18 protein-coding genes are annotated in these 22,166 nt (G+C 62.9%); 15 read left to right on the top strand and 3 right to left on the bottom strand.

Translation table 11 applies throughout. From position 1 onward, the window contains the following. Positions 1–960: MBG domain-containing protein (locus tag Q1A06_RS06780; RefSeq protein WP_299560488.1), on the top strand; the 960-nt coding region annotated here is incomplete at its 5' end. Between the two features lie 7 nt (positions 961–967). Then, positions 968–2,869 carry a caspase family protein gene (locus Q1A06_RS06775; RefSeq protein ID WP_299560485.1) on the top strand — a complete coding sequence of 634 codons (1,902 nt, stop codon included), beginning with the start codon at positions 968–970 and terminating at the stop codon, positions 2,867–2,869. Positions 2,870–2,878: 9 nt separating this feature from the next. Here the strand turns inward: Q1A06_RS06775 and Q1A06_RS06770 are convergent, their stop codons facing one another. Continuing rightward, positions 2,879–4,963 (bottom strand): serine/threonine protein kinase, encoded by a 2,085-nt coding sequence (locus tag Q1A06_RS06770; RefSeq protein ID WP_299560482.1) that lies wholly within the window; start codon positions 4,961–4,963, stop codon positions 2,879–2,881. 141 nt (positions 4,964–5,104) lie between these two features. Here Q1A06_RS06770 and tssH point away from each other — a divergent pair, with 141 nt between their 5' ends. The 5 genes from tssH to Q1A06_RS06745 are packed head-to-tail and all read left to right on the top strand — an operon-like array spanning position 5,105 to position 12,253. Then, the gene (gene tssH / locus Q1A06_RS06765; protein WP_299560479.1) at positions 5,105–7,828 is read left to right on the top strand and encodes a type VI secretion system ATPase TssH; all 2,724 of its coding nucleotides are present in this window, start codon (positions 5,105–5,107) and stop codon (positions 7,826–7,828) included. Positions 7,829–7,837: 9 nt separating this feature from the next. Next, positions 7,838–8,941, top strand: coding sequence for a DUF2169 domain-containing protein (locus Q1A06_RS06760; RefSeq protein WP_299560476.1), 1,104 nt, complete (start codon positions 7,838–7,840; stop codon positions 8,939–8,941). Next, complete coding sequence (locus tag Q1A06_RS06755; protein ID WP_299560473.1) at positions 8,938–9,978, top strand: 3-oxoacyl-ACP synthase; 1,041 nt, start codon at positions 8,938–8,940, stop codon at positions 9,976–9,978. Before Q1A06_RS06760 ends, Q1A06_RS06755 begins: the two co-directional genes overlap by 4 nt. Further along, positions 9,975–11,330 (top strand): PAAR-like domain-containing protein, encoded by a 1,356-nt coding sequence (locus Q1A06_RS06750; protein WP_299560470.1) that lies wholly within the window; start codon positions 9,975–9,977, stop codon positions 11,328–11,330. Before Q1A06_RS06755 ends, Q1A06_RS06750 begins: the two co-directional genes overlap by 4 nt. 23 nt (positions 11,331–11,353) lie before the next feature. Continuing rightward, positions 11,354–12,253 (top strand): hypothetical protein, encoded by a 900-nt coding sequence (locus Q1A06_RS06745; protein ID WP_299560467.1) that lies wholly within the window; start codon positions 11,354–11,356, stop codon positions 12,251–12,253. A gap of 3 nt (positions 12,254–12,256) precedes the next feature. Here Q1A06_RS06745 and Q1A06_RS06740 read toward each other — a convergent pair whose 3' ends face one another. Continuing rightward, complete coding sequence (locus tag Q1A06_RS06740; protein ID WP_299560464.1) at positions 12,257–12,595, bottom strand: hypothetical protein; 339 nt, start codon at positions 12,593–12,595, stop codon at positions 12,257–12,259. Then, entirely contained in the window at positions 12,595–13,017 is a 423-nt protein-coding gene (locus tag Q1A06_RS06735; protein ID WP_299560461.1) for a DUF6484 domain-containing protein, read from the bottom strand. The genes Q1A06_RS06740 and Q1A06_RS06735 overlap by 1 nt, the downstream gene beginning before the upstream one ends. A gap of 351 nt (positions 13,018–13,368) precedes the next feature. Between Q1A06_RS06735 and tssA the strand changes: the two genes are divergently transcribed. Genes tssA through tagH form a run of 8 tightly spaced genes read left to right on the top strand, consistent with a single transcriptional unit; the run spans position 13,369 to position 22,165 of the window. Beyond that, positions 13,369–14,493 carry a type VI secretion system protein TssA gene (tssA, locus tag Q1A06_RS06730; protein WP_299560458.1) on the top strand — a complete coding sequence of 375 codons (1,125 nt, stop codon included), beginning with the start codon at positions 13,369–13,371 and terminating at the stop codon, positions 14,491–14,493. 35 nt (positions 14,494–14,528) lie between these two features. Next, positions 14,529–15,065 carry a type VI secretion system contractile sheath small subunit gene (tssB, locus tag Q1A06_RS06725; protein ID WP_299560454.1) on the top strand — a complete coding sequence of 179 codons (537 nt, stop codon included), beginning with the start codon at positions 14,529–14,531 and terminating at the stop codon, positions 15,063–15,065. 2 nt (positions 15,066–15,067) lie between these two features. Beyond that, entirely contained in the window at positions 15,068–16,573 is a 1,506-nt protein-coding gene (gene tssC, locus Q1A06_RS06720; protein ID WP_299560451.1) for a type VI secretion system contractile sheath large subunit, read from the top strand. A gap of 30 nt (positions 16,574–16,603) precedes the next feature. Further along, the gene (locus tag Q1A06_RS06715) at positions 16,604–17,092 is read left to right on the top strand and encodes a type VI secretion system tube protein Hcp (protein ID WP_299560448.1); all 489 of its coding nucleotides are present in this window, start codon (positions 16,604–16,606) and stop codon (positions 17,090–17,092) included. Between the two features lie 21 nt (positions 17,093–17,113). Then, positions 17,114–17,836 carry a type VI secretion system baseplate subunit TssE gene (tssE, locus tag Q1A06_RS06710; protein WP_299560445.1) on the top strand — a complete coding sequence of 241 codons (723 nt, stop codon included), beginning with the start codon at positions 17,114–17,116 and terminating at the stop codon, positions 17,834–17,836. Further along, positions 17,836–19,713 carry a type VI secretion system baseplate subunit TssF gene (tssF, locus tag Q1A06_RS06705; protein WP_299560442.1) on the top strand — a complete coding sequence of 626 codons (1,878 nt, stop codon included), beginning with the start codon at positions 17,836–17,838 and terminating at the stop codon, positions 19,711–19,713. Before tssE ends, tssF begins: the two co-directional genes overlap by 1 nt. Beyond that, on the top strand, positions 19,677–20,732 hold the full coding sequence (tssG, locus tag Q1A06_RS06700) for a type VI secretion system baseplate subunit TssG (RefSeq protein WP_299560439.1): 1,056 nt from the start codon (positions 19,677–19,679) through the stop codon (positions 20,730–20,732). Before tssF ends, tssG begins: the two co-directional genes overlap by 37 nt. Then, positions 20,729–22,165 carry a type VI secretion system-associated FHA domain protein TagH gene (gene tagH, locus Q1A06_RS06695; RefSeq protein ID WP_299560436.1) on the top strand — a complete coding sequence of 479 codons (1,437 nt, stop codon included), beginning with the start codon at positions 20,729–20,731 and terminating at the stop codon, positions 22,163–22,165. The genes tssG and tagH overlap by 4 nt, the downstream gene beginning before the upstream one ends. Position 22,166 lies beyond the last annotated feature (1 nt).

Genomic DNA, 22,166 nt, shown 5'->3' with positions numbered 1-22,166 from the left:
CCGCTGTCGGGCACGCGGATCGGCAACTACGATGTGACGGTGCTGGACGGTGCGCTAACGGTGGACGCGGCGCCGCTCGTGGTCACGCCGGATGAACAGGAGAAAACGGAAGGGGGTCCATTCGTGTTTGCGGGGACGGAATTCAGCACCCGTGGTCTTTTATTCTCCGACACGGTGACACGCGTCAATCTGAGCAGCGATGGCGCCGACGCGAAGGCTGCGGCAACCGCAAGTCCCTTTGACATCCGCGCGCAAGCGGCGCAGGGCGACGGCCTGGAAAACTATAGGATCGTCTATGAGTCGGGTACACTGACAGTGACTGCGGCGCCGCAGGAAGATCCGGTTGTCACGCCTGTGCCGACGCCTGTTTTCGACCTTCCAAACCCAAACGACACTATCGTTCTGTCATTGTTCGGCGAAGACAACACCGGCGGTATCGCTGTACGGTCAGGAACCGGAGGACCCGCCAACAGCGCCGTGAGCGCACAGGCGCGCGAAACACTTGCAACGGTTCAGGGGATCTCATCCACACTCGAAATCGCCTCCGCCAGCTGTAGCGAAAGCTCGGGCAATGTTGATCGCTACCTCGCCTGCCTGTCAGACGCGCTGGATGATTTCGCGAACGAACTGGACGCGATCTCGACCGAACTGCCGCCCGGAATGGAGGGCGTGGCCCGGATCGTGCGGGATGCACGGCAGAACGTTGCGGCGGCCCGGACCCGCGCATCTGCGCGTCTGGCCGGGGCGACAAGCCAAGCCGAGCGCGATGCAATTACCCGCGAAGCGGTTGGCGAGGCGCGTGAGGCACTCAGCACGGCGGCGACGGAAATCCGTAAGGCGATCAGCTTTGTCCGTGCGGACGACCCTGAACTGGCGTCGATCCAGCGGGCGACGATCACGACAGTGGCGGCAGCCGTGGACAGCGTCGGCATCGAGCTGAGCCGCGCCACGGGATTGTGAGGCGACGATGCAGTTGATCGGGCCAGTCGCGGCGATTGTGCTGAGCCTCGTCGGGCCGGCGATGGCGGAGACGCGCGTCGCGCTGGTCATCGGCAATTCGGACTATCAGTCGATTGCCGTACTGGAGAACCCGCGCAACGATGCGCTGGATATTTCCGTGGCGCTGGAGGGGCTGGGCTTTGACGTCACGCTTGCGATAGATGCAACGCGGCATCGGTTCTCCGGCTTGATCGACAGCTTCGGCACACGGGCGCAAACTGCGGATGTGGTGCTTCTTTATTATGCCGGACACGGGTTCCAGGTGGACGGGGGCAACTATCTTGTGCCAACCGATGCACGGATCGCGTCGGCTGCGGATCTGACGGATCAGACCTTGCGTCTCGATGTGCTCTTGCGCGCTATGGAGCGGTCCGAGGGCGTCAAACTTGTGTTTCTGGATGCGTGCCGGAACAACCCTTTTGGCGCGGTCGAAGATGCGCGTGTTGGCACCGGGCTGGCGCGGGTGGGCACGGAGGCGAATTTCCTGTTCTCCTACGCGACGCAGCCTGACAACGTGGCCTATGACGGGACCGGGCGGAACAGCTTTTTTACCGAAGCGGTGTTGCACCACATCTATACTCCGGGGCAGGACATCGCGCAGACGATGATCGGGGTGCGCCGCGATGTTCTCGCGGCGACGGGGGGCAAGCAAATCCCGTGGGAAAATTCCTCGCTGACCCGCAGGTTTCAGTTCAATACCAGCCCGCCGACAATCTCGGAAGAAAGCATGCTGTATCAGATTGCTGTCGATGAAGGGGATTCCGATCTGCTGAACCTCTATGTGGAGCGCTATCCGGCGGGCGCGCATGCCGAAGAAGCGTTGGCGTTTCTGGATACCGGCACCCGGACCCGCGCGATCGACGCGCGCGACGGCGAAGACCGCGCGCAGCGTTTGTGGGAGCTGGCGCGGCGCAGCCGGATGCGCCCGCTGCTCGAACTCTATGTGGAACGCTACCCGGATGCGCCGGACCGCGACGAAGCATTGCGGCTTCTGGCCAACCTTCCGCGGCCCGAAGACGCCACGCCGGGCAAGATATGCGAGCGTCTGGCCACCCATCCGCGCGATGCCACTGCTGAAAATCGCGGCGTCCCGTTTTCGCGGCTGCAACAAAACGCACTGGCGGCGATTCAGGCCTGTAGTGCAGCGGCCGCGCGGCAGCCCGAATTGCCGCATTACACCGCACTTCTGGCGCGTGCGACCGCAGCGACAGGGGATCTGGAGCGTGCCGTGGTTCTGTATTCCGACGCGGCCGAGCGCGGCGATCTGCGCGCCATGGTCAGTCTCGCGCAACTGACCGAGCGGGGAACGGCGGTGGTACAGGATCCGGCGCGCGCTTTGGCGCTCTACGAGCGGGCGGCGGCGGGCGGCAGCCACGACGCAATGATCAACCTCGCGATCACGTTGCTTGAAGGGCAGGGCGGGACCGAGCGGGGCATTGCCCTTCTCAGACGGGCATCCGAGGAAGGGTCCGCCAAAGCGACGTTCAATCTGGGCGTTCTGGCACAGGACGGCATCGGTGAGCGACCTGAAGCGGCACTGAAGTATTTCGAGCGGGCGGCGCGCGATGGCGAGGCCGAAGGATACCGGGCGGCGGCGATCCTATTGGACGAGGGGCGCGGCACGCAGCGCGATCCTGCGCGCGCGGCGGTGATGTTGCTGCGCGGTGCGGCTGAGGATCGCGGCGATGTGCTGCGCCAGCTGACGCAGGCCAGCGACCAATGGTCTCGCGGGACGATCCGCGCGGTTCAGGGTTTGCTCAAGGAAGCCGGGTATTACACGGCCGCGCTGGACGGTCTGCCGGGAGCGAATTTTACCGCCGCCCTGGAAAAATGGCGTAACGGCGGCTTCAATGCTGTGGTTCTCAACTGAACCGCAGGTTCAGGGGCGTGCATCGATGATCCGTGATGCCATCCCGATGATCTCATCCTCGCGGCCTTCCAGCGTCTCGGCGAGCGCTTCGGCGAGGGATGTCACACTTTCGTCGCGGGGCCGCCGCATGTCGAACAGCGGGCGGCGCGACAGGATCGCCACGACTTCGGATTTGCCGTAGTTTTCGGCATCCACCTGAATGGCCAGCCGCGTCGGGTCCTCCTGCAGTGCGGGGATCGGCCACAGGACGCGCACGCGGCGCAGGCCGTTTTCGACCGTGCCGAGGGTATCGATGATGTGTTCGGTTCGATTTACGTTGGGCAGGATGTTGAAAACCTTGCCGGTGTTGTCGACCACCATGACCCACAGCGATGCACCCTCGATCGAGGCGGGAAGCTGGATGTCCACGACCGGATTTTCGCCAGTCCGGTAAACGCCGGTCAACACGGTGTCGCCGGTGTTGCCGCGTCCCAGCCAGATGGACACGGCCCTCTGCGCTACGGCAGGCAGGACGGCGCGGATTGCGCAGAGGTCAGGGTTCAGCACACGCACATCCACGCGCAGATCGCGTTCGCCGATCATCGGTTCAAGTGCGCTGCGCGCCGTATCGACGTCTGCGGTGCTTGCCACATCGCCGGTCACGGTCACGGTATCGTACATCGCATAGCTGCCCTCCTGATCCCCCAGCAGGGTCAGCGGCCCGCAGGTCGCGATCTCTCCCAATGTGGCGGCTAATGCGCCCGCACCAAGAACCTCCGGCCCGGCCCGAAGATCGCTTTGGACATGCATGCCGCTGCGTGCGCCCCAGTCACGCAGGCTGCCCGCCATCGCGTCGCGTGTCGCACGGTCTGGGGCGAGGCCGGTCAGTTGCACATCACTGTCCGCGATATCGAGCTGCCACCGTGCCATCGGCTCCAACAGGGTGATCAATTCCGCCACCTCGCCCGGCCACGCCGGATCGGGCAGCCCGGTGGCTGGTGTCAAGGCATCGGCGGGGGGGGCCGTCCCGGTGGTGCCGGCAAAAGCCGCGCGCATGATATCGCTGCTTTCGGCATCGGGCGCATGGCCGATCAGGGTGCCATCCGATGTCGCGGTCAATGCATAGGGCGACGCGACAGGCAGCGGTTTCGTCATCCATCCGTCGAGCGTCCCCGACACATAAAGCCCGATACCCAGAACCGCGACCGCGCCCGCGCCCAACGCGGCCTTGGAGGTGCCGCCGATCTTCTTCCCGGCACGCTCATGTTTCTCAACATGTGTATCGGGCTTGAGCCAACCATCCAGCCTGTCGAGTGCCGCGCGCGCGGTGGCGGGCCGCTGATCGGGGTCGGGTGCGCTGAGCAGCGCGATCAGATCGCGCAACGGGCTGTCGATCCCGGAGACGTCCAGCGGAGCCCTCTTGAAACGCACGACCTCACCGGGGTTGGTGCCCACATCGGGCACTTCGCGTCGCGCGACCGCCAGAAGCGAGGCACCGAGCGCATAGAAATCGGTCCGGAAATCGGCGTGCCCGTCAAGCTGTTCGGGTGCCGCATATTCGTATTTTCCAGCAAAGTTCATGCCGACGATGGTACGCGCACCCGCGGCGGTATCCTTGGCGATGCCGAAGTCAATGATGGTCGCGCGGTCGGCGGCACCACCGCGCAGGATAATGTTGTCGGGCGACAGATCGCGGTGCACGATGCCTTGCGCGTGGGTCGCTTCCAACCCGTTGAGCACGCGGTGCGCGACGATCAGCAGTTCGTGATCGGTTACGCGCCGCTCGTACATCAGATCGCTCAGCGCCGTGCCGTCGACGAAATCCATCACAAGAAACACATGTCCGTCGTCGGTGCGTGAACATTCCGAATAGCGCACGACGGCATCGTGCATGATGTTGCGCATCTGCTCTTCGCGTTTCATCAACTCGAGATAGTCGGCGTTGCCCGAAAACTGGGCGTTCAGCGCCTTGATCGCCGACAGCCTCCCGGTGATCTGATTGACGGCTAGATACACTTCGCCAGTGCCACCGCGCCCCAGTACGCCCTTGATTTCGTAGGTATTGTTCAGCACCTGCCCGGTGAAGAAAATATCCGACGGCATCGGATCCCTCATCAAACGAACCTCTCTCCCGTAAGGCTATTCAAAAGTGTCGATTCAAATTGGAAATCAGTCTAGCATAGGAGGCGTGTCTATTTTGACCAATTTTCGAGTCCAGCTTTTTATACAATGATTTTTCAGGGAGGACGTAGCGCCATGGCGGCTCGCGGATCCAATGAAACCATCAAGCGCAAGGAGCTTGTGGGCAAGCTCAATCCGACCTGTCTCAAGGCGTTTTCGGAGGCGGCGCAGGCGGCCAAGCGGCGCGGCAATCCTTATGTGGAACTTATTCATTTTGTCACATCACTCGCCGATACCGACGGATCGGATTTGGCGTTGCTGATGGATGCGGCAGGGGTGGACCGGCATATTTTCGACGGTGATATCCTGAAAGCGACCGATGCGCTGCCGCACGGTGCGGGATCGGTCGAGGAGTTTTCGGACCACATCTTCCGCGCGATACAGGAGGCGTGGAATTACGGCACCTTCGAGTTCAGCGATGATACGGTGCGCTCGGCCTACGTGATCCTTGCCGCGCTGAAGGTGCCGGTGCTCGAAGGACTGCTCTACAAGATCAGCCTCGAGTTCGACAAGTTCGACGTGGCCGCGATGGCATCCGACCTTGATAACCTGCTGGCCAATTCGGTCGAACGCAGTGCCGACGCTGCCGCCGCCGAAGGGGCGGGCGCGAAAAAGACACCGGGGGGCAAATCGGCGCTGGCGCTGTATGCGACCAATCTGACCGAGCGGGCGCGCATGGGAAAGATGGATCCGGTCGTGGGCCGCGATCCGGAGATCCGGCAAATCGTCGACATCCTGATGCGGCGCAAACAGAACAATCCGATCCTCACCGGTGAGGCAGGGGTGGGCAAGACGGCTGTGGTCGAAGGCTTCGCACAGCGGCTGGCCAGGGCCGACGTGCCCCCGCAGCTGCGCAACGTGGATCTGCACATGCTCGACATCGGACTGATGCAGGCGGGGGCCAGCGTGAAGGGCGAATTTGAAAAGCGGCTGAAATCGGTTATCGAGGAAGTGCAATCGAGCGATACGCCGATCATCTTGTTCATCGACGAGGCGCATACGTTGATCGGGGCTGGTGGCTCTGCGGGCACCGGCGACGCGGCGAACCTGCTCAAGCCCGCGCTCGCGCGGGGCGAATTGCGCACCATCGCAGCCACGACATGGGCCGAATACAAGCAACACATCGAACCCGACCCGGCCCTGACACGGCGCTTTCAGGTCGTGAAGATCGAAGAGCCGGACGAGGAGAAGGCGATCCTGATGTGTCGCGGCATCGCGGGCGTTCTGGAAAAGCACCATCAGGTCGAACTGCTTGACGAGGCTATCGAGGCGGCGGTGAAGCTGTCGCATCGCTATATTCCCAGCCGCCAGTTACCCGACAAGGCGATCAGCCTTCTGGACACCGCCTGTGCGCGGGTTGCCGTCAGCCAGCACGCGACGCCTGCGGAAGTCGAGGATGCGCAACGCAGGCTCGATGCGCTGGAGATAGAGCAGGGGATCATCGAGCGCGAAGAGGCAATCGGCATCGAAGTGACCGAGCGCAAGGCGACGGTCGGAGCCGCGCTGACCAAGGCACAGAAGATATTCGACGATGCCAACGTCCGCTGGGGTGCGGAAAGGGAAATGGTGACCGAGATACTCGATCTGCGCGCGCGGTTGCGCGGATTGGGAGCCGCCGTTGACGACACCGGTGATCTCGGCGATGCGGACGCCGAAACGATGGAAGAGATCGCGGATGCCGAGCCGCAGGAGGAGGCGGAGTCCTTTGACCGTGAAGAGACGCTGGCGACACTCAAGTCGCGCATGGCCGATCTGACGCGGGCGCAGGGTGAGACGCCCCTGATCCTGCCGTCGGTGGATCGGTTGGCCGTGGGATCGGTCGTGCAGGATTGGACCGGCATTCCGATGGGCAGGATGCTGGCCAGCCAGACAGAGCGCGCATTGTCGCTCGCAGCGACGTTGGCCGAGCGGGTGGTGGGGCAGGATCACGCGATGGAAATGATCGCCAACCGGATCCAGACCTCCGCCGCCGGATTGAAGCCACCGGAAAAACCGGTGGGCGTGTTCATGCTGTGCGGCCCCTCTGGCGTGGGCAAGACGGAAACAGCACTGGCGCTGGCCGAGTTGATGTACGGCGGCGAAGACAATCTTATCTCAATCAACATGAGCGAGTTTCAGGAGGCGCACACCGTCTCGACCCTGAAAGGTGCGCCGCCGGGATATGTGGGCTACGGCAAGGGCGGCATCCTGACGGAGGCGGTACGCAGACGGCCCTATTCCGTGGTGCTGCTGGATGAGGTCGAAAAGGCGCACCCCGATGTACATGAAATCTTCTTTCAGGTGTTCGACAAGGGCATGATGGACGACAGCGAAGGCCGGCGCATCGACTTCAAGAACACGCTGATCCTGCTCACGTCGAACGTCGGCTCTGAAGAGATCATGGCGATGACGCAGGACGGCACGCAAACGGCGGATCCCGGCGAATTGAACGGTGCATTGCGCGCACCTTTGCTGGGGGTGTTCCCGGCAGCCCTTCTGGGGCGGGTCGTGACGATCCCTTATTTGCCCCTGAATGACAGCATGATTGAGGCGATCTCGACCCACAAGCTGCGCAGTCTCGCAAAGCGTCTGGGCGAGGGGTACGGCGCCGAACTGGTGATTGCGGATGGCGCGATGCAGGTGATCAAGGACCGCTGCACCGAGATCGAAAGTGGTGGCAGGATGATCGACGCGATCCTCACCAATACGCTGATGCCCGAACTGAGCCGCCGTATTCTCAATGTGCGTCTGGAGGGGAAGGATCTGCACAAGGTCACCGTAACCGGCGGGCCGGACGGCTTTGCCTACGCGTTCGAGTGAGGGCGCGGCATGAAGGTCTTCAACCGTCCCGGATACCTGCACCAGCACACGATGGGCATGGACGTGGCCGGGCGCGAGTACTTTGTGATGGTGATCAAGGGCAGCTTTGATTTCCCGTCCCGCAACGGTGCGCAGGCCATGCCCTGCGCGGACCACGTGCCGCTCGTCTACGCCGATCAGGCGACGGGCGAGCCGGGATTTTCCAGCACCCGCTGGGAGACTGATTTTGCTTTTCGCAAACCGAAATGCGATATCGTCGTGCAGGGTGCGGCCTATGCGCCGGGCGGCAGAAAAACCGAGCGCGTGCAGGTGGGGCTGCGGGTGGGGCGCTGGCAAAAGAGCTTTCACGTGGTGGGCCACCGCGAATGGCGGGTTCTGGGCCCGTCGGTGCGCGCGACCGATCCCTATCCGTTCGTGCGCCAGTCATTCGGCTATGACACCGCGTTCGGCGGTGTTGACCGGCTCAATCCCGATGATCCTCAACCCCTCGCCTACATGCCCAATCCGCACGGGCGGGGCTTCGCCTCGTTTCGCAATCAGGCGCAGCTTTCGGGGCAACCGCTGCCCCTGACCGAAGAGGTCGGCGCGCCGGTGGTCTCGCCTTATGAAGAGTACCGCCCGATGGCGTTTGGCCCGGTCTGGCGCGGACGGACGGACCGGTTGCGTCACGGTGGCACCTACGATGCCGCATGGGAACGCGATGTGTTTCCGTTCCTGCCGCGGGATTTCGACGACCGCTACTACCAGCAAGTCGGCGAGGACCAACAGATCGACAAGCCGCAACGCGCGCAGGACGTTGTCCTGCTGAACCTCACACCGGCGGGGCGCGAGGCGTTTCGCCTGCCGGACCCTGCCTTGCCGGTGCGGCTGTTTCGCGATTGGGAGACAGCGTTCGACGGACTGCTCTATCCCGACACCCTTTTGTTCGACACAGAGGCGCGAAAGGTCTCGATGGTCTGGCGCGTGCAGGTGCCGCTCAAGCGGATCATCACCGAAATGACCGAGATGTGGGTTGGCAGACCGCGTCGCGGATTGCTGCGGGCAAAGGAAAGCGGCAAGACATATGTGCCGCTGTCGAGCGGCATCCCTTTGCCGGGGGGCGCAGTCTCATGAGCACCGGCGTTAACATCATTGATGCGGGCATGGTGACGGCGGTCGGGCTGACGGCGGATGCAAGCACGGCGGCAATGCGGGCGGGCCTCGATGGATTTCACGAAACGCAATTCATGACGCCGGGGGGCGATTGGCTGATTGGGGCACCGGTGCCTTTGCCGCGCGATTGGGTCGGGGAAAAGCGTCTGGCGCATTTGGCGGCGGGCGCTGTGGTGGATGCATTGGACGACCACGCGGCCGCGCGTGCCGATTTGCAGATCGTCCTGTGCCTGGCAGAAGAGACGCGTCCGGGCAGGCCGGTGCGCAACGCAGACCGGTTCGCGCAAAAGGTGCTGGAGTTCTCGGGCCTTCCGCGCACCATGAAGGTGCATGTGGTCAGCCATGGGCGGCCTTCGGGCATGGTTGCCCTTGAACGGGTGCGGCGGATGTTTGCCCGCAAGGAGGCGACACATGCGCTGATCCTGGGCGCCGACAGCCTGCTCAGCGGTCCGGCAATCGCGCATTACCTGCGCGCGCAACGGTTGCTGACAGGTGATGTCGCCAACGGCTTTATCCCCGGTGAAGCGGCGGCGGCGATCCTGTGCAAAGCCGGCGCACCGGAGCATTTCGCGTTGACCGGGCTTGGTCTGACACGCGAATTGGCGCACCTCTACAATCCGGACGATATACCCCTGCGCGGGGACGGCATGACGCAGGCCTACCGCGACGCCATGGCGGCGGCGGGGCTGGACGACTTCGGGCATGTCGATTTTCGCATCAGCGATCTCACCGGAGAGGCGTATTTCTTTAAACAAAGCGCACTGGCCATGCAGCGGACGATGCGCACCCACCGAGACCCGCAGGACATCTGGACCCCCACCGATTGCATCGGCAACGTCGGTGCGGCCATCGGTCCGTTGATGGTCGGCTGGGGTCTGCGCGCGTACGAGCGCGGCTATGCGGCGGGCGAGGTAGTGATGATCGAGGCCACGGGCGACGACGGCGGGTGCGCCACGGCCATCGTGCAGTCCGCCGCGCGGCGCAGGGCCGTCGCATGAGCGTATTTGCCAACAAGCTGGAAGTATCGTGCAAGGCGCAGGCCAACAAGATCGTCTCGGCGTTCCCGGATGTCTGCATGACCCCACCCGAAGCCCCGCCGACACCGCCCGGCGTCCCGATCCCCTATCCGAATTTCGGGATGGACAGCGATACCGACAAGGGCACCGGCACGGTCAAGATCGGCGGCAAGACGGTCAACCAGAAGAACAAATCCTACTTCACGAAAACCACCGGAGACGAGGCGGGCGCTGCCGCGAAGAAAGGCGTTGTCAGCTCGAAAAACACGGGCAAGAGCTATTCGCAAGCGTTCTCAATGGACGTCAAGGCCGAGGGCAAAAACCTCACCCGGTTCTCAGATATCTCGACGAACAACCATGGCTCTCCGCCGAACGTGCCGCCGTTCCCCAAGATCGGTCTGCCCAACCCGCCCTCCACGGGAGATCCCTGCGCCGACAACGACGACGCCATCGAAAAGGCCTGCGGCGACAAATCCAAGGACGAAGTCTGCGCTGCGGGCAAGGTGAACACCGGACCCGCGACCAAGAAAGGCGACGCGGGCGGCAAGGAAAACACCGGCAGCGACGCGGTATATGGAACCGCCTACGGTGCGGCGGGAAACTATGAGGACCGGACGAACAAATCCGGCGCCCCATCGGGCAAGTTCCGCGACAAGAAACGCTATATGGATGAGTGGGAATCCTCGCAAGCAGACGATTGCCTTGCGGCGTCGCGCTGCCGGCTGGAGCCTTACAATGGCGGAAACTGCTGCTGTCCCGGCCAGACCGGTCATCACCTTGTCGATGCGGCCTGCTTCAACGAGACGGGGCGCGGCGACAAGCCCAAGGAAGGTGAGACCGGACCGCCCCAACTGTCCGCGATCAAGGAAGGTCAGCGGTACGATCCGAACAAGGCTCCGGTGATTTGCGCCGAAGGTCCATCGGCTACCAAGGGCAGTCACGGCGCGCTGCACACCGAGATGAAATCGGCGATCATTGACGCGACCGGACCGGTCGATCCCAGGGCGGGCGACAAGAACATCCGCCCCGAGGTGTCATTCGGCAAGGATCCGGTGGTCAAGAAGAACATGCGGTCCCTTGAGTACGGGGAGTTCAAACAAAAGGCCATCGAAGGCGTCGCCGTGGTGTTCCCGAAGTCGCAGTGCAACCCCGACTGCCTTGCCGCACAGCTTGACGCCTATCACAAGGACGAGTTGGGCATCGAGGACGACACGCCGGTGCGCGCAGCCCTCAGCGGCCGTGGCGCGGATTCGCTCGATCTTGCAAAAGACTACAACGAGGCGCGCCGCAAGGCGGTCGCCGCCACGCTGCCTGCCCCCGCCGGCATGAGCTGATCCCGAAAAAAGGAGCCTTTGCGATGTTGCCTCTGCTCGAAGACATGTCGATCAACACCAGTGCCTACAAGAACGAAACGCGGCAGGCGATCGTCGTGGTTCTGGACGCGCAGGCGCGCGACCCCGACAAGGCCCATGCGGCGGTCTACGAAATCGAGGACATGCAGACCGCCCGCGAACGGGGTTTTTTTCAGTTTGCGATGGTCGGGCTCAGCTACGCCGGCGCAGAGCTTTTCGCGCTGGGCGAATGGGGCGAGGTGCGGATTTTTTCAGACGGGACTGTCGCGGAGGAAACCGTGGATTTCGATCACGGGCCGCTGCGCAATCTTGCAACGCTTGACGGTCAGGTCCACGCCTGCGGTGCGGATCTTCAGGTTTTCCGGCGCACGGGGAAAGACGCTTGGGAAGAGTTCGGCCCCGGTGATGCGCTGCGCGCGGAGTTTCCGGGCAATCACCTTGAGATGATCGACGGGTTTGGCGCGCGCGAGATCTACGCCGCCGGGCGCGCGGGCGTCATCTGGTACTATGACGGGTCCGTCTGGACGCCTGTGCAGACGCCGACCAACCTCAACTATTACGCAGTGCATTGCGGTGCTGACGGCCGTGTGTATCTGGGCGGGCAGGCCGGTGTGCTAGCCTTCGGGCGCGGCGACAGCTTCGAGGTGCTGACGCCGGACGCGCCCGTGAACGATGTCTGGGGCGTGGCTCTCTTCGACAACGTCGTGTTCATGGCCGGTTTCCGCTCGATGGTACTGTGCAACCGCGAGGAGTTCATTCCCGATCACGAAGCCGCCGCGCGCGGTTTGGGCACGTTCTACGATCTGCACATGGGCGAGACGAACCTGTGGTCGTTTGGCATGAAAGACGTAATGCGCCGCACGATGGAGCAATGGCAGCGGCTCGACGCGGCCTATGTCGTGTAACGGCTAGCCGATCTTTGCCGCCAGATAGACCCGTACCCCGTCGATTTCGAGATCCGCAATCTGCAGCCCGAAAGCCTCCGGTTGCAGCATCCTCAGCACGAACAATTCGCCGGCCTCGGGAAATTCGGCATAGCGGTCTTCGGCGATCGCGATCCCGTCGGCCCCCGCGATCCGCAAGCCGTCGAGATGCGCGTCGAGCCTTTCGATCAGCCGGCCGATCCGCTCTTCGTCCATGTCGGGGTTGTCGTCCGGGTTCAGCAAGTGCCAGTCGTACACGTTCCACAGGTGCGCCGCCGCTTCGGCGTGCTGGCGGACGATGTCCTTGAGCACCGGCACCGCCATCAGTTCAGATTGACCGATCCGCCGCGAATATGGTTCGGGCCTGACGCATGGCTGACCAGGTGGGTGCCGCGAATGGTGATATGGCCGTCCTTTTCCATGATGATCGCGGATTTTCCGACCCGAAGCTCAATGCGTTCCTGCGCAGTGATCCGCACATTTTCACCGTCGCGCACGACATGGGGGTAATCGGTGCGCGCGGGGTCGATGATGCGCCCGATAATCAGCGGGCGGATCCGCGCACCATCCTCAAAGAGCAGTGCCACTTCGCAACCTGCGTCGTCCGCGTTCAGTGCGCACAGGCTGCGCGCGGGTACGGCGTGATCTTCGGGGTTGGCAGGAAAAACAACGAGCGGCGCACCACCCTGAAAGCCCAGAAAAAGGCCGATCATCACACCGTCCACATGGGTTGAGACATCCATCATGCTCTCCGGAAATTATCATCGAATAATGTGCCCAGTATCTCACGCACGGCGCGATTCACCAACACCGCGTTTGCGCAAGGGGAAAAATCTTGGCCGAACGGTGCAGAATCGAAGCAGGCAGCGACATTCGGAAGCTGATCGCGCGCCAGCGCGCGGTTACCCCTGATTTTCGGGGCGAATGGGTGTAACTTTTCGTCTCGATGCACCCGTCGGAATGTGGCGCGACCCCGGTCGACTGAACATCCGGATCAAGGGAATGGGGCGCGGCGAACCCCGGTTTCCCGTGAGAGTTGCCAGAATCGCAAACTCGTGCAAGACTTGGACTACTTTATATATTTGAAAGCTCGAGGCATGAATTTTGAAAGCCTCCTTGCGCCTATCGACGGTGAAAACCCGTCCGGTGTTGAACTGCGTCACGATTTGCGTTTTCACGATCTGGAACGTCTGACCGAACCCGCTGCGCGGGAGTTCCGGATTACCGAAGATGGAACACTTGGCGACGCAGCACCCGACGTGGACTGGCACCGGATTATCGGCGACGGAGAAGAACTGGCCACCGATGGCCGCGATCTTCGGCTGCTCGTGTTGATGAGCCGGGCCTTTTATAATGTTGAGGGGTTTGCGGGGCTGGCGGCGGCACTTGGTTTTCTGACGCGGACCGTCACGCAGTATTGGCAAAGCCTGCACCCTGCGCTGCGCGACCGGGACGAGCCGCAGATGGCGGCCCTTCCACGTCTGAACGCGCTGCGCCAGCTCGAAAACGACGACAACGGGCTGTTGGGTGACCTGCGTTTCGGTGTCGTGCTGAACCCGCGCGGCATCGGGCCGATCACCGGCGACGATCTGGTGGCGGCGAGCCTGAGCGAATTCGAGATGCTGTCGCGCGCCGCGTCCGGGTTGAGCCAGGCGGAAAGGGACGCTCTTGTCTCGGCGCATGGGCAGCGCGTCAACCGGGTCCAGGCCGCGACCCGTGGCCTTGCGGCGGAGGATGCCGAGGCGATGAAGGCGCTGATCGAAGCGATAAAGAGCTGCGAGAGTGGTCTGGTCGATATTGCGCGTGCGGTGGCGGATGCCGGCAATTTCGGCGATGCGCCGGGCCTGTCGATGGCCGAGATCGAAGAGGTGCTCAATCTGTGCCGCAAGACGTTGGAAGCGGCAGTCGCGGCGACAGTAAAGGACGCACCGGCGGTGGTCGATGATCCGACCGTGGCAGTCACGACAAAAGCGCCGGTCGGGAACCACACGTCACAGGCTGCGCCCGGCACGATCGCGTCGCGCGGCGACGTGGAAACAAGTCTGGACCGGATCATCGCGTTCTACGAGCGGACCGAACCCAGCAGCCCGATCCCGCATCTGGCGCGGCGCATGCGGCGGATGGTGGCGATGGATTTCCTCGAATTGATGGAGGAAATCGCGCCTTCGGGGCTCAAGGAATTTCGTAGCGTAGCGGGAGTGGAAGACGCGAAGAAGAAGTAGACTGACAATATTTTTTAGCGACTGGAGGTTTTTTCATGAGTGACAGTAAGCAGAAAGTAATTGAGCGCAATCGGGCCCCACGGGTGCAGATTGCCTATGACGTGGAGCACTACGGCAGCCCCACAACCATCGAGTTACCCTTCGTAATGGGTGTGATGGCGGATCTGGCGGGAGCGTCGGAAACACGCGAAGCCAAAAAGCCGATCAACGACAGGACGTTCGTCGAAACGGATGCGGGACGGTTCAACAAGTTCATGGAAGCACTCAGCCCGCGTGTCAAAGCGCGCGTGAAAAACACCATGCCCGGCGCGGATGGCGAACAGGGCGACGAGGAGCTTTTCGTCGACCTGTCGTTCAAGAGCATGAGCGATTTCGCCCCCGACAAGGTGGCCGAACAGGTGCCGCAGCTTAACGAGCTTTTAAAGATGCGCAAGCAGCTCGAAGAACTGCTGAGTTATATGGACGGCAAGGTGGATGCCGAGAAACGCATTGCGCAGCTTCTGACCAACGAGCCGCTGCTGGCACAGGCCGCCGAGAAGGCGATGGCCGCAACCAAAGACGAGGAGAGCTGAGTATGGCCGAGGAACAGCAAGCAGGCGGTGCCGCCGCCGAAGCGGAAGCGCTTGATCTGGGTGAATTCAGCGATCTGCTGGAGAAGGATTTCCGCGTCAAGGACAGCGAAGGCGAGAAGCTTCAGGCGCTGGTCGCCAACCTTGCACTGGCCGCAAAGGAGCGCGCCGGTACCGCCGCGATCTCGGGCAATGCGGTCAAGTCGATCAAATCCCTCATCGCGGGCATCGACCAGATGCTGTCGACCCAGATGAACGAAATCCTGCATGCGCCGGAAGTACGCAAGATCGAAGGAAGCTGGCGCGGGTTGCATTATCTGGTGAACAACACCGAGACGGACCAGAAGCTGAAAATCCGCGTTCTCAACATCGCCAAGGACGATCTGGCCGACCATCTGGAGGATTACGAAGGCCAGATGTGGGACCAGTCGCCGGTGTTCAAGAAGATCTACTCTGATGAGTATTCCATGTTCGGTGGAGAGCCGTTCGGTGCCATCGTGGGCGATTACGAGTTCAGCCACAAACCCAAAGACGTGAGCCTGCTGCGCAATATATCCGGAATCTGCGCATCCGCGCACGCTCCCTTCGTCGCTGCCGCCGCACCTCAGCTTTTCCGAATGGAAAGCTGGCAGGAACTGCCCAATCCGCAAGACCTCGAACAGATCGTCTCCAGCCCCGATTACGCAAGCTGGCAGTCGCTGCGCGAGAGCGAGGACGCCCGTTATATCGGATTGGCGATGCCCCGAGTTCTGGGGCGGCTGCCCTACGGTGCCGAGACCGTGCCGGTAAAGGGTTTCGATTTCGAGGAGGAACTTGGGGGCCAGCACGATCACTACGTCTGGATGAACGCGGCCTATGCGATGGGCGTGAACATCAACCGCAGCCACAAGATTTCGGGTTGGGGCACGCAGATCCGCGGTGTTGAATCGGGGGGCACGGTGATGAACCTCCCGGTCCATACCTTCCCGACGGACGATGGGTCGACGGCCATGAAATGCCCGACGGAAATCGCCATCGACGACCGGCGCGAGGCGGAGCTGGCAAAGCTCGGCATGATGCCAATCCTGCACCGCAAGAATACGGATGTGGCGGCGTTCATCGGCGCGCACAGCCTGCAGGACGACGAAACCCGCGCGGGCCGTCTGGTCGATCCCGACGCGCAAGCCAACGAGCGGCTGTCGGCGAACCTGCCCTATCTCTTTCCCGTCAGCCGCTTTGCGCATTATCTCAAGGCGATTGCACGCGATAAGGTCGGCACGTTCAAGGAACGCGCGGACATGCAGATCTGGCTGAGCGAGTGGATCAACCGCTATGTTCTGGCCAACCCTGCGATGGCCGATGACAAGGCCAAGGCGAAACGACCGCTTGCAGCGGCTGAAGTGCAAGTGGACAGCGTCGAGGGCCGCCCCGGCTACTACAACGCAAGATTTTTCCTTCGGCCGCATTACCAGTTGGAAGGCATCAACGCATCCCTGCGCCTCGTTTCCGAATTGCCTTCCGTTAAATCCTGATTGTGAAAACCCTTATATTGGAGAACTGAAATGGCATTAACAGCGTATCTGAAAATCGGCGATATCGCGGGTGAATCTCAGCGCGTCGACCACGAGGAAGAGATTGATATTCACGACATTCGCTGGAATATCGAGCAGGGTTCGGCCGCGCAGGTCGGCAAAGGCCGTGCCCGCGCCCGCGCCCAGATCAGCGCAATCGAGCTCAGCAAGTTCATGGACGCATCCTCAGCCTATCTCGCGCTGGCCTGTATGCAGGGCAAATCCTTTCCCGACATGGTTCTGTCGGTGCGCAAGGACTCCGGCGAGGCGCATCTGGACTATCTGATCATCACGATGGAGAACGTCACGATTTCGAAATACGAGATCGCTGGCGTTGGCGATCAGGAGGAGGGCCAGATGATCGAAGAGGCCCTTGGTCTGGTGTTCGAGAATGTCACCTTCAAATACACCGTGCAGGAAGACGACCACTCTGCGGGTGGCGAGCACGAAATTACCTACGACATCGCGGCAGGCGTGTAACCGAGGGCGGAGCAATGCCTTATGGTTAGTCGCAGTGATGTCACGTCCGTCGCCCGGCACGAAGCGGTTCAGCCGTCCCTTTGGGACAGGTTGGTCGATGATCTGCCGGGCATATCCGCCGAACATGACGCGCTCCTGCGCGATCTGACAAAGGCGATTGGCGATGCCGGCGGGGTCGAGGCGATGATCGCTGGCGGCACCCGCGCGGTCGAAAGGCGCACCGATATCGACGCTGAAACCAAGCAACTTGCGCACCGGCTGGTACAGCTGTCGGTGCGCAAGCGCCGGCTCGAAGAGGGCGGCATTGTCGTGACTTCCGACGTGCTGCGCGAAGCGGTGCGCCGCGACATCGAAATGCTGTTCAACATCGAAAGGCTGGAGGCCCGATTCTTGCTGACCGACCGCGAAGCACTGACGCACGAAAACCCGTCAAGCCAGTTGGCTGCGTTCCCCGAAATTCGTCAGAGCGTCTTGAACTACGGGGTGCCCTCATTCTCCGGGCGGTCCGGTTCGGATTTCGACAAGAACGAGTTGGCGCGTGAAATCAAGGCCGTGCTAAACATCTTCGAGCCTCGCCTGAAACGCGACAGCGTCAAGGTGCGCGTGCGCACCGGTGACAAGATCGGTCTGCGGATAGACATCGAGGGTGTGCTGCTGGTTTCGCCGATCCCCGAACGGATGCGCCTGTCGACCAGTGTCGATCTTGACAGCGGCCGCGCCCTGACGGTGCTGGAGGGGCGCTGATGGATCAGGCATTTCTGGAATACTACGAGGAAGAGCTGTCGCATATCCGCAGCATGGCGGAGGAGTTTGCGGCACTGCATCCCAACGTCGCGCGCAACCTCGCGCTCGATTCCGTGCCATGCCCCGATCCGTACGTCGAGCGCCTGCTGGAAGGAGTGGCCTTTCTCGCCGCCCGCACGAGGCTCAAGGTCGATGCGGAATCCAGCCGCTACGTCCGCACCCTGATCGACACGCTCTATCCGGATCTGGGCGGTCCTGCACCTGCCATGACGATGGCTGCGATGACGCCCGGTCCGCAGGTCCAGCGGATGCTCGACGGGCATTTGATGAAACGCGGTACCCGACTAACATCCGGGCTGCGCGAGGGGCAGCAGACCCGATGCACCTACACCACCGCGCAGGACGTCCATATGTGGCCGGTTGCAATCGAACGGGTGGAGTACATTCAGGACAAGGGCGCGCTGTCGCAGGCCGGTGTGAACGCAAACGCGGCGCGCGACGCCGCCGCCGGTATCCGCATCACGCTCAGGCGCGACGGGGCAGGACAGCTTGATGAGCTGTCGCTCGACCGGCTCGACCTCTATTTTGGGGCGGGTACGCGGGGCGGGGCACTTTTTGACGCGGTGTTCGGCTTTGGCGGCGGCGTCGTGGCGCGGCCCGCCGACAAGACCGTACCCTTCCAGCAGGTCGCGGCCCCTGAGATGGTCGGCCTGAGCGACGACGAAGCACTTCTGCCGAGAGTGCGGTCCTCCTTCGAGGGCTACCGCCTGTTGCGCGAGTATTTCCTGATGCCGCCGCGTTTTTATTTCATGCGCCTCGAAGGGCTGTCACCAATCGTCCGTCGGACCGGTAACAAGGCGCTCGAGATCATCGTGTTGCTGCGCGAAGAGCGTACCGATCTGTCGGGTATCAGCGCCAAGGATTTCAGCCTTTTCACCGTTCCCGTGGTCAACCTGTTCGAGCACGAATGCAACATCGTCGAGCTGCGCCGCAACCGGTCGCAGCACATCGTTCAGGCCGACCGCACCCGACCGCGCGATTACGAGATCTACCGTCTCGTGCGCGTCGAGGATGCCGAAGTCGAAGGACCGCAGGCGCGGGTGACGCCGCTATTTTCGGTAGAGGCCGGGGGCGACAGCGGCCATGTCTATTCCGCCGACCGCAGGCCGCGCCGTCCCGACACCGAGGAAGTGCGCCGCGGGCAGACGAGATCGAGCTATATCGGCGACGATTACTACATTTCGGTGGGTCGCCCGACACATGCGACCGCCACCAAACCGATCCGCCGTCTGGACGTGCGCGCCCTGTGCACAAACCGCGATTTGCCGATCCTGGACGACACGCCGAAACTCACGCTCGACTCGGGCGATCCGGTGCAGGCCGTCACGCTGCTTTCCCCGATGCGGCGGCCACGCGCAAGTCTGCGGGCAAGCCTGCCGTCGGGCGCCGCGGACGAACGCCAGATCGACGATCTGACATGGCGCTGGATTTCGCAGCTCAGCCTCAATCACATCTCTCTTGCGGACAGCACGGCAGGGGCGGAGCCGTTGCGCGCGTTGATCAAGCTCTACGCCGACAGGGGGGACCCGGCGCTGAGCCGTCATGGTGCTGCTGTAAGTGCAGTACACTCGCGCCCGCTGGTGGAACGGCTGGAGATCGCAGGCCCGTTGTGTTTCGGCCACGGGACGGAGATCACGCTGGATATCAACGATGCGCTGCTCACCGGAAACAGTAGCCTTTTGTTGTCGGCGCTGCTGGCGCGGCTTTTCGCGCGGCACACCGCGATCAATTCCTTCGTGCGCACCAAAGCGCACCTGACCCAGCAACAGACGGAGGTGGTATGGCCGATGACGACGGGCACACGCGCGCTGATCTAGGCGCGCCGGACGCCGCTGCACGCATGGATTTTTTCGAACTCCTGCGGCAATTGGAAACCGACACGTTGCGCTTCGGTCGGGCAGGGGGGGTGGAGCGCGAGCCCGCCCGCCTGGGCCAGACGGCGCGGCTGTCCTTTGCGGCAAGCGATGTGGCGTCGGTCACTCCGGCACCGACGGGGGGCAAGCCCGCAGTCGCGGTGAACGTGTTGGGTCTGATCGGGCCGGAAGGGCCGATGCCGCTGCACCTGACGCGCTGGATCATGGCGCGGCTGTCGAACCGCTGGTTTGCCGGAGACAACAGCGGTGCTGTCGCCGACACGTCGTTTCTCGATTTCATCAATCTTCTGCAGCATCGGCTCATTGCGCTTTACTGGCGCGCGTGGGCCGATGCGCGCCCCGAAATCAACATCGCGCACGGCCAGGGCGGTCGCGTCACGGCGACCATGCGCGCGCTGGCGGGGCAGGGGCTGCCGGGCACGCGCACTGGTGACATCCGGCTCGACGGCGCAAAGCTGCGCCATGCGACGTCACTGGTGATGGAGGCGCGCAGCCCCGAACGTCTGTGCGCCTTCATCGAAACTGTATTAGACGTGCCTGTGAAACTGGCCGAGTTCGCCGGTCTGTGGATCGACCTTCCCCAACAGCTGCAAAGCCGTCTGGGCCAGCAGCACGCGGGCCTTGGAACCGGGGCTGTCGTGGGCAACCGCGTCTTTGACCGGCAAAGCCATGCGGAGTTGCAACTGGGGCCGCTGACGCTCGACGAGTTCACCGGGTTTCTGGAAGATCCTGACGCCTGGAGGCGCCTGCAACACGCCCTGGTCTTCGCGGCAGGCAAGGACATCAATTTCGCATTGCGCCTGATCCTGGCACCCGGCGAGGTGCCTGCCGCACGGCTTGGGGCCTGCCAGTTGGGGCGTACGACGTGGATCGCACCGGCTCCGAATGCCGGGTCCTGCGATCTGCGCTTTTCGAACGTGACCGCTCAGCGATCGGAACCGCAGCACAGGAGCGCCGCATGAGCCTTCGTTTTGTGATCGAGACCGCCCCGGCCCCGCAATCGGATACCGAACGGGTGTTCGCAGGCGGCCGGCTTTCCATCGGGCGCAGCGCCGATGCGGACTGGCAGATCGACGACCCCAACGCCTTCGTTTCGCGCCGCCATTGTGTGATCAGCGAAGAGGACGGTCGGATAATCGCGACGGATGCGTCATCGGGGGGGCTGTTTGTCGACAATGCCGCCAATGCTGTCGGGCTTGGCAACAGCGTCCCGCTCGCGCCCGGCATGCGTCTGCACATGGGGGACTTCACCTTGCGCGTCGAAGCGGCCTCCGGACCGCGCGGCGATGCGGAACCGCCAAGCCAGTCAGCGGCCGGGCGCAGCTTTTTCCCCGAAGGCGATGAAGACGAGGCGCTCGCGGTGCCTGAACCGCCAGCCGAACGCCCCGCCCAGTTGCCCGACCCCTTCGGTCTGCGCAGCGATACCGGCGAGAAACCGCGCCACACCGAAGTCGACCGCAGTCCGCGTCCGCTGGATCAGTCCGATCCCTTCGGACTGGACTTGCGCAGCGACACGCCGAAAAAGGAGACGCCCCAGGAACGCACGAAAAGTTCATCGGCCAGCTATTTCGATGACCGGCCCAAGGCACCCGCGCGCGAGCCGGAGAAAATGCCCGAAGCCGCCGAGGCCAAACCCGATATTTTCGGCCTTTGGGATAGCGATACCGCCCCGGAGCAACCGAAAGATAGGCCCGAAGTGCAGGCGCCCGAACCGGCAGCCTACAGCGGATCCCCTGAACCCGTTGCGCCCTCCACACCGCAGGACCCGCCCTTGCCGCCCGAAAATGCCCGACGGGCGGCACCAGCGCCGGGCGAAGATGACGACCTGCGCAATGCGCTGCTGCGCGGCATGGGCCTAGATCCTGCCCGGTTCGAAGGCGGTGATCGGGTTGCTGAGATGGAGCATCTGGGCCGCTCGATGCGCGGCCTCGTTGATGGGGTGATGCTGCTGCTACGCACACGGGCGCAGGAAAAACAGAAGGTTCGCGTGGCACAGACCATCATCGCGAGCGCCGACGTCAACCCGCTTAAATTTCTCGCCACATCCGAGGATGCGCTTGCCGCGCTGATCCGCCCGCGGGGCAAGGGATACCTCGCCCCCGATGCCGCCATCGAAGGCGCGTTTCGCGATCTGGCCGATCATCAGGTGCGCACCTGGAGCGCGCTGCAGGTCGCGTTGCGGCGGATGGTGGACAAGTTCGATCCTTCGGAAATTGCGAAGGAAATGGAGGACGTAGGGTTGCTGGAATCGCTTGTCGCCGGCGGGCGCAGCGCGAAGCTTTGGCAGATCTACGAAGACAGGTACCGCGAGATCGCCGAGACTGCGGAAAAGCAGTTTCTTGGCGATGTCGGGGTGGATTTCAGAGACGCATATGAAAACAGAAGGACGGACTGAC

This window comes from uncultured Sulfitobacter sp. (assembly GCF_947497275.1).
GTDB lineage: Bacteria > Pseudomonadota > Alphaproteobacteria > Rhodobacterales > Rhodobacteraceae > Sulfitobacter.
This window is presented reverse-complemented; position numbering and strand designations above follow the sequence as displayed.

What these genes read in the sequence shown, in the direction of transcription:
- tssG (WP_299560439.1), top strand. Translation starts at nt 19,677, where the DNA reads ATGGCCGATGACGACGGGCACACGCGCGCTGATCTAGGCGCGCCGGAC.
- tssH (WP_299560479.1), top strand. Translation starts at nt 5,105, where the DNA reads ATGGCGGCTCGCGGATCCAATGAAACCATCAAGCGCAAGGAGCTTGTG.
- Q1A06_RS06775 (WP_299560485.1), top strand. Translation starts at nt 968, where the DNA reads ATGCAGTTGATCGGGCCAGTCGCGGCGATTGTGCTGAGCCTCGTCGGG.
- Q1A06_RS06745 (WP_299560467.1), top strand. Translation starts at nt 11,354, where the DNA reads ATGTTGCCTCTGCTCGAAGACATGTCGATCAACACCAGTGCCTACAAG.
- Q1A06_RS06735 (WP_299560461.1), bottom strand. Translation starts at nt 13,017, where the DNA reads ATGATGGATGTCTCAACCCATGTGGACGGTGTGATGATCGGCCTTTTT.
- tssC (WP_299560451.1), top strand. Translation starts at nt 15,068, where the DNA reads ATGGCCGAGGAACAGCAAGCAGGCGGTGCCGCCGCCGAAGCGGAAGCG.
- tssA (WP_299560458.1), top strand. Translation starts at nt 13,369, where the DNA reads ATGAATTTTGAAAGCCTCCTTGCGCCTATCGACGGTGAAAACCCGTCC.
- Q1A06_RS06760 (WP_299560476.1), top strand. Translation starts at nt 7,838, where the DNA reads ATGAAGGTCTTCAACCGTCCCGGATACCTGCACCAGCACACGATGGGC.
- tssE (WP_299560445.1), top strand. Translation starts at nt 17,114, where the DNA reads ATGGTTAGTCGCAGTGATGTCACGTCCGTCGCCCGGCACGAAGCGGTT.
- tssF (WP_299560442.1), top strand. Translation starts at nt 17,836, where the DNA reads ATGGATCAGGCATTTCTGGAATACTACGAGGAAGAGCTGTCGCATATC.
- Q1A06_RS06750 (WP_299560470.1), top strand. Translation starts at nt 9,975, where the DNA reads ATGAGCGTATTTGCCAACAAGCTGGAAGTATCGTGCAAGGCGCAGGCC.
- Q1A06_RS06770 (WP_299560482.1), bottom strand. Translation starts at nt 4,963, where the DNA reads ATGAGGGATCCGATGCCGTCGGATATTTTCTTCACCGGGCAGGTGCTG.
- tssB (WP_299560454.1), top strand. Translation starts at nt 14,529, where the DNA reads ATGAGTGACAGTAAGCAGAAAGTAATTGAGCGCAATCGGGCCCCACGG.
- Q1A06_RS06755 (WP_299560473.1), top strand. Translation starts at nt 8,938, where the DNA reads ATGAGCACCGGCGTTAACATCATTGATGCGGGCATGGTGACGGCGGTC.
- tagH (WP_299560436.1), top strand. Translation starts at nt 20,729, where the DNA reads ATGAGCCTTCGTTTTGTGATCGAGACCGCCCCGGCCCCGCAATCGGAT.
- Q1A06_RS06740 (WP_299560464.1), bottom strand. Translation starts at nt 12,595, where the DNA reads ATGGCGGTGCCGGTGCTCAAGGACATCGTCCGCCAGCACGCCGAAGCG.
- Q1A06_RS06715 (WP_299560448.1), top strand. Translation starts at nt 16,604, where the DNA reads ATGGCATTAACAGCGTATCTGAAAATCGGCGATATCGCGGGTGAATCT.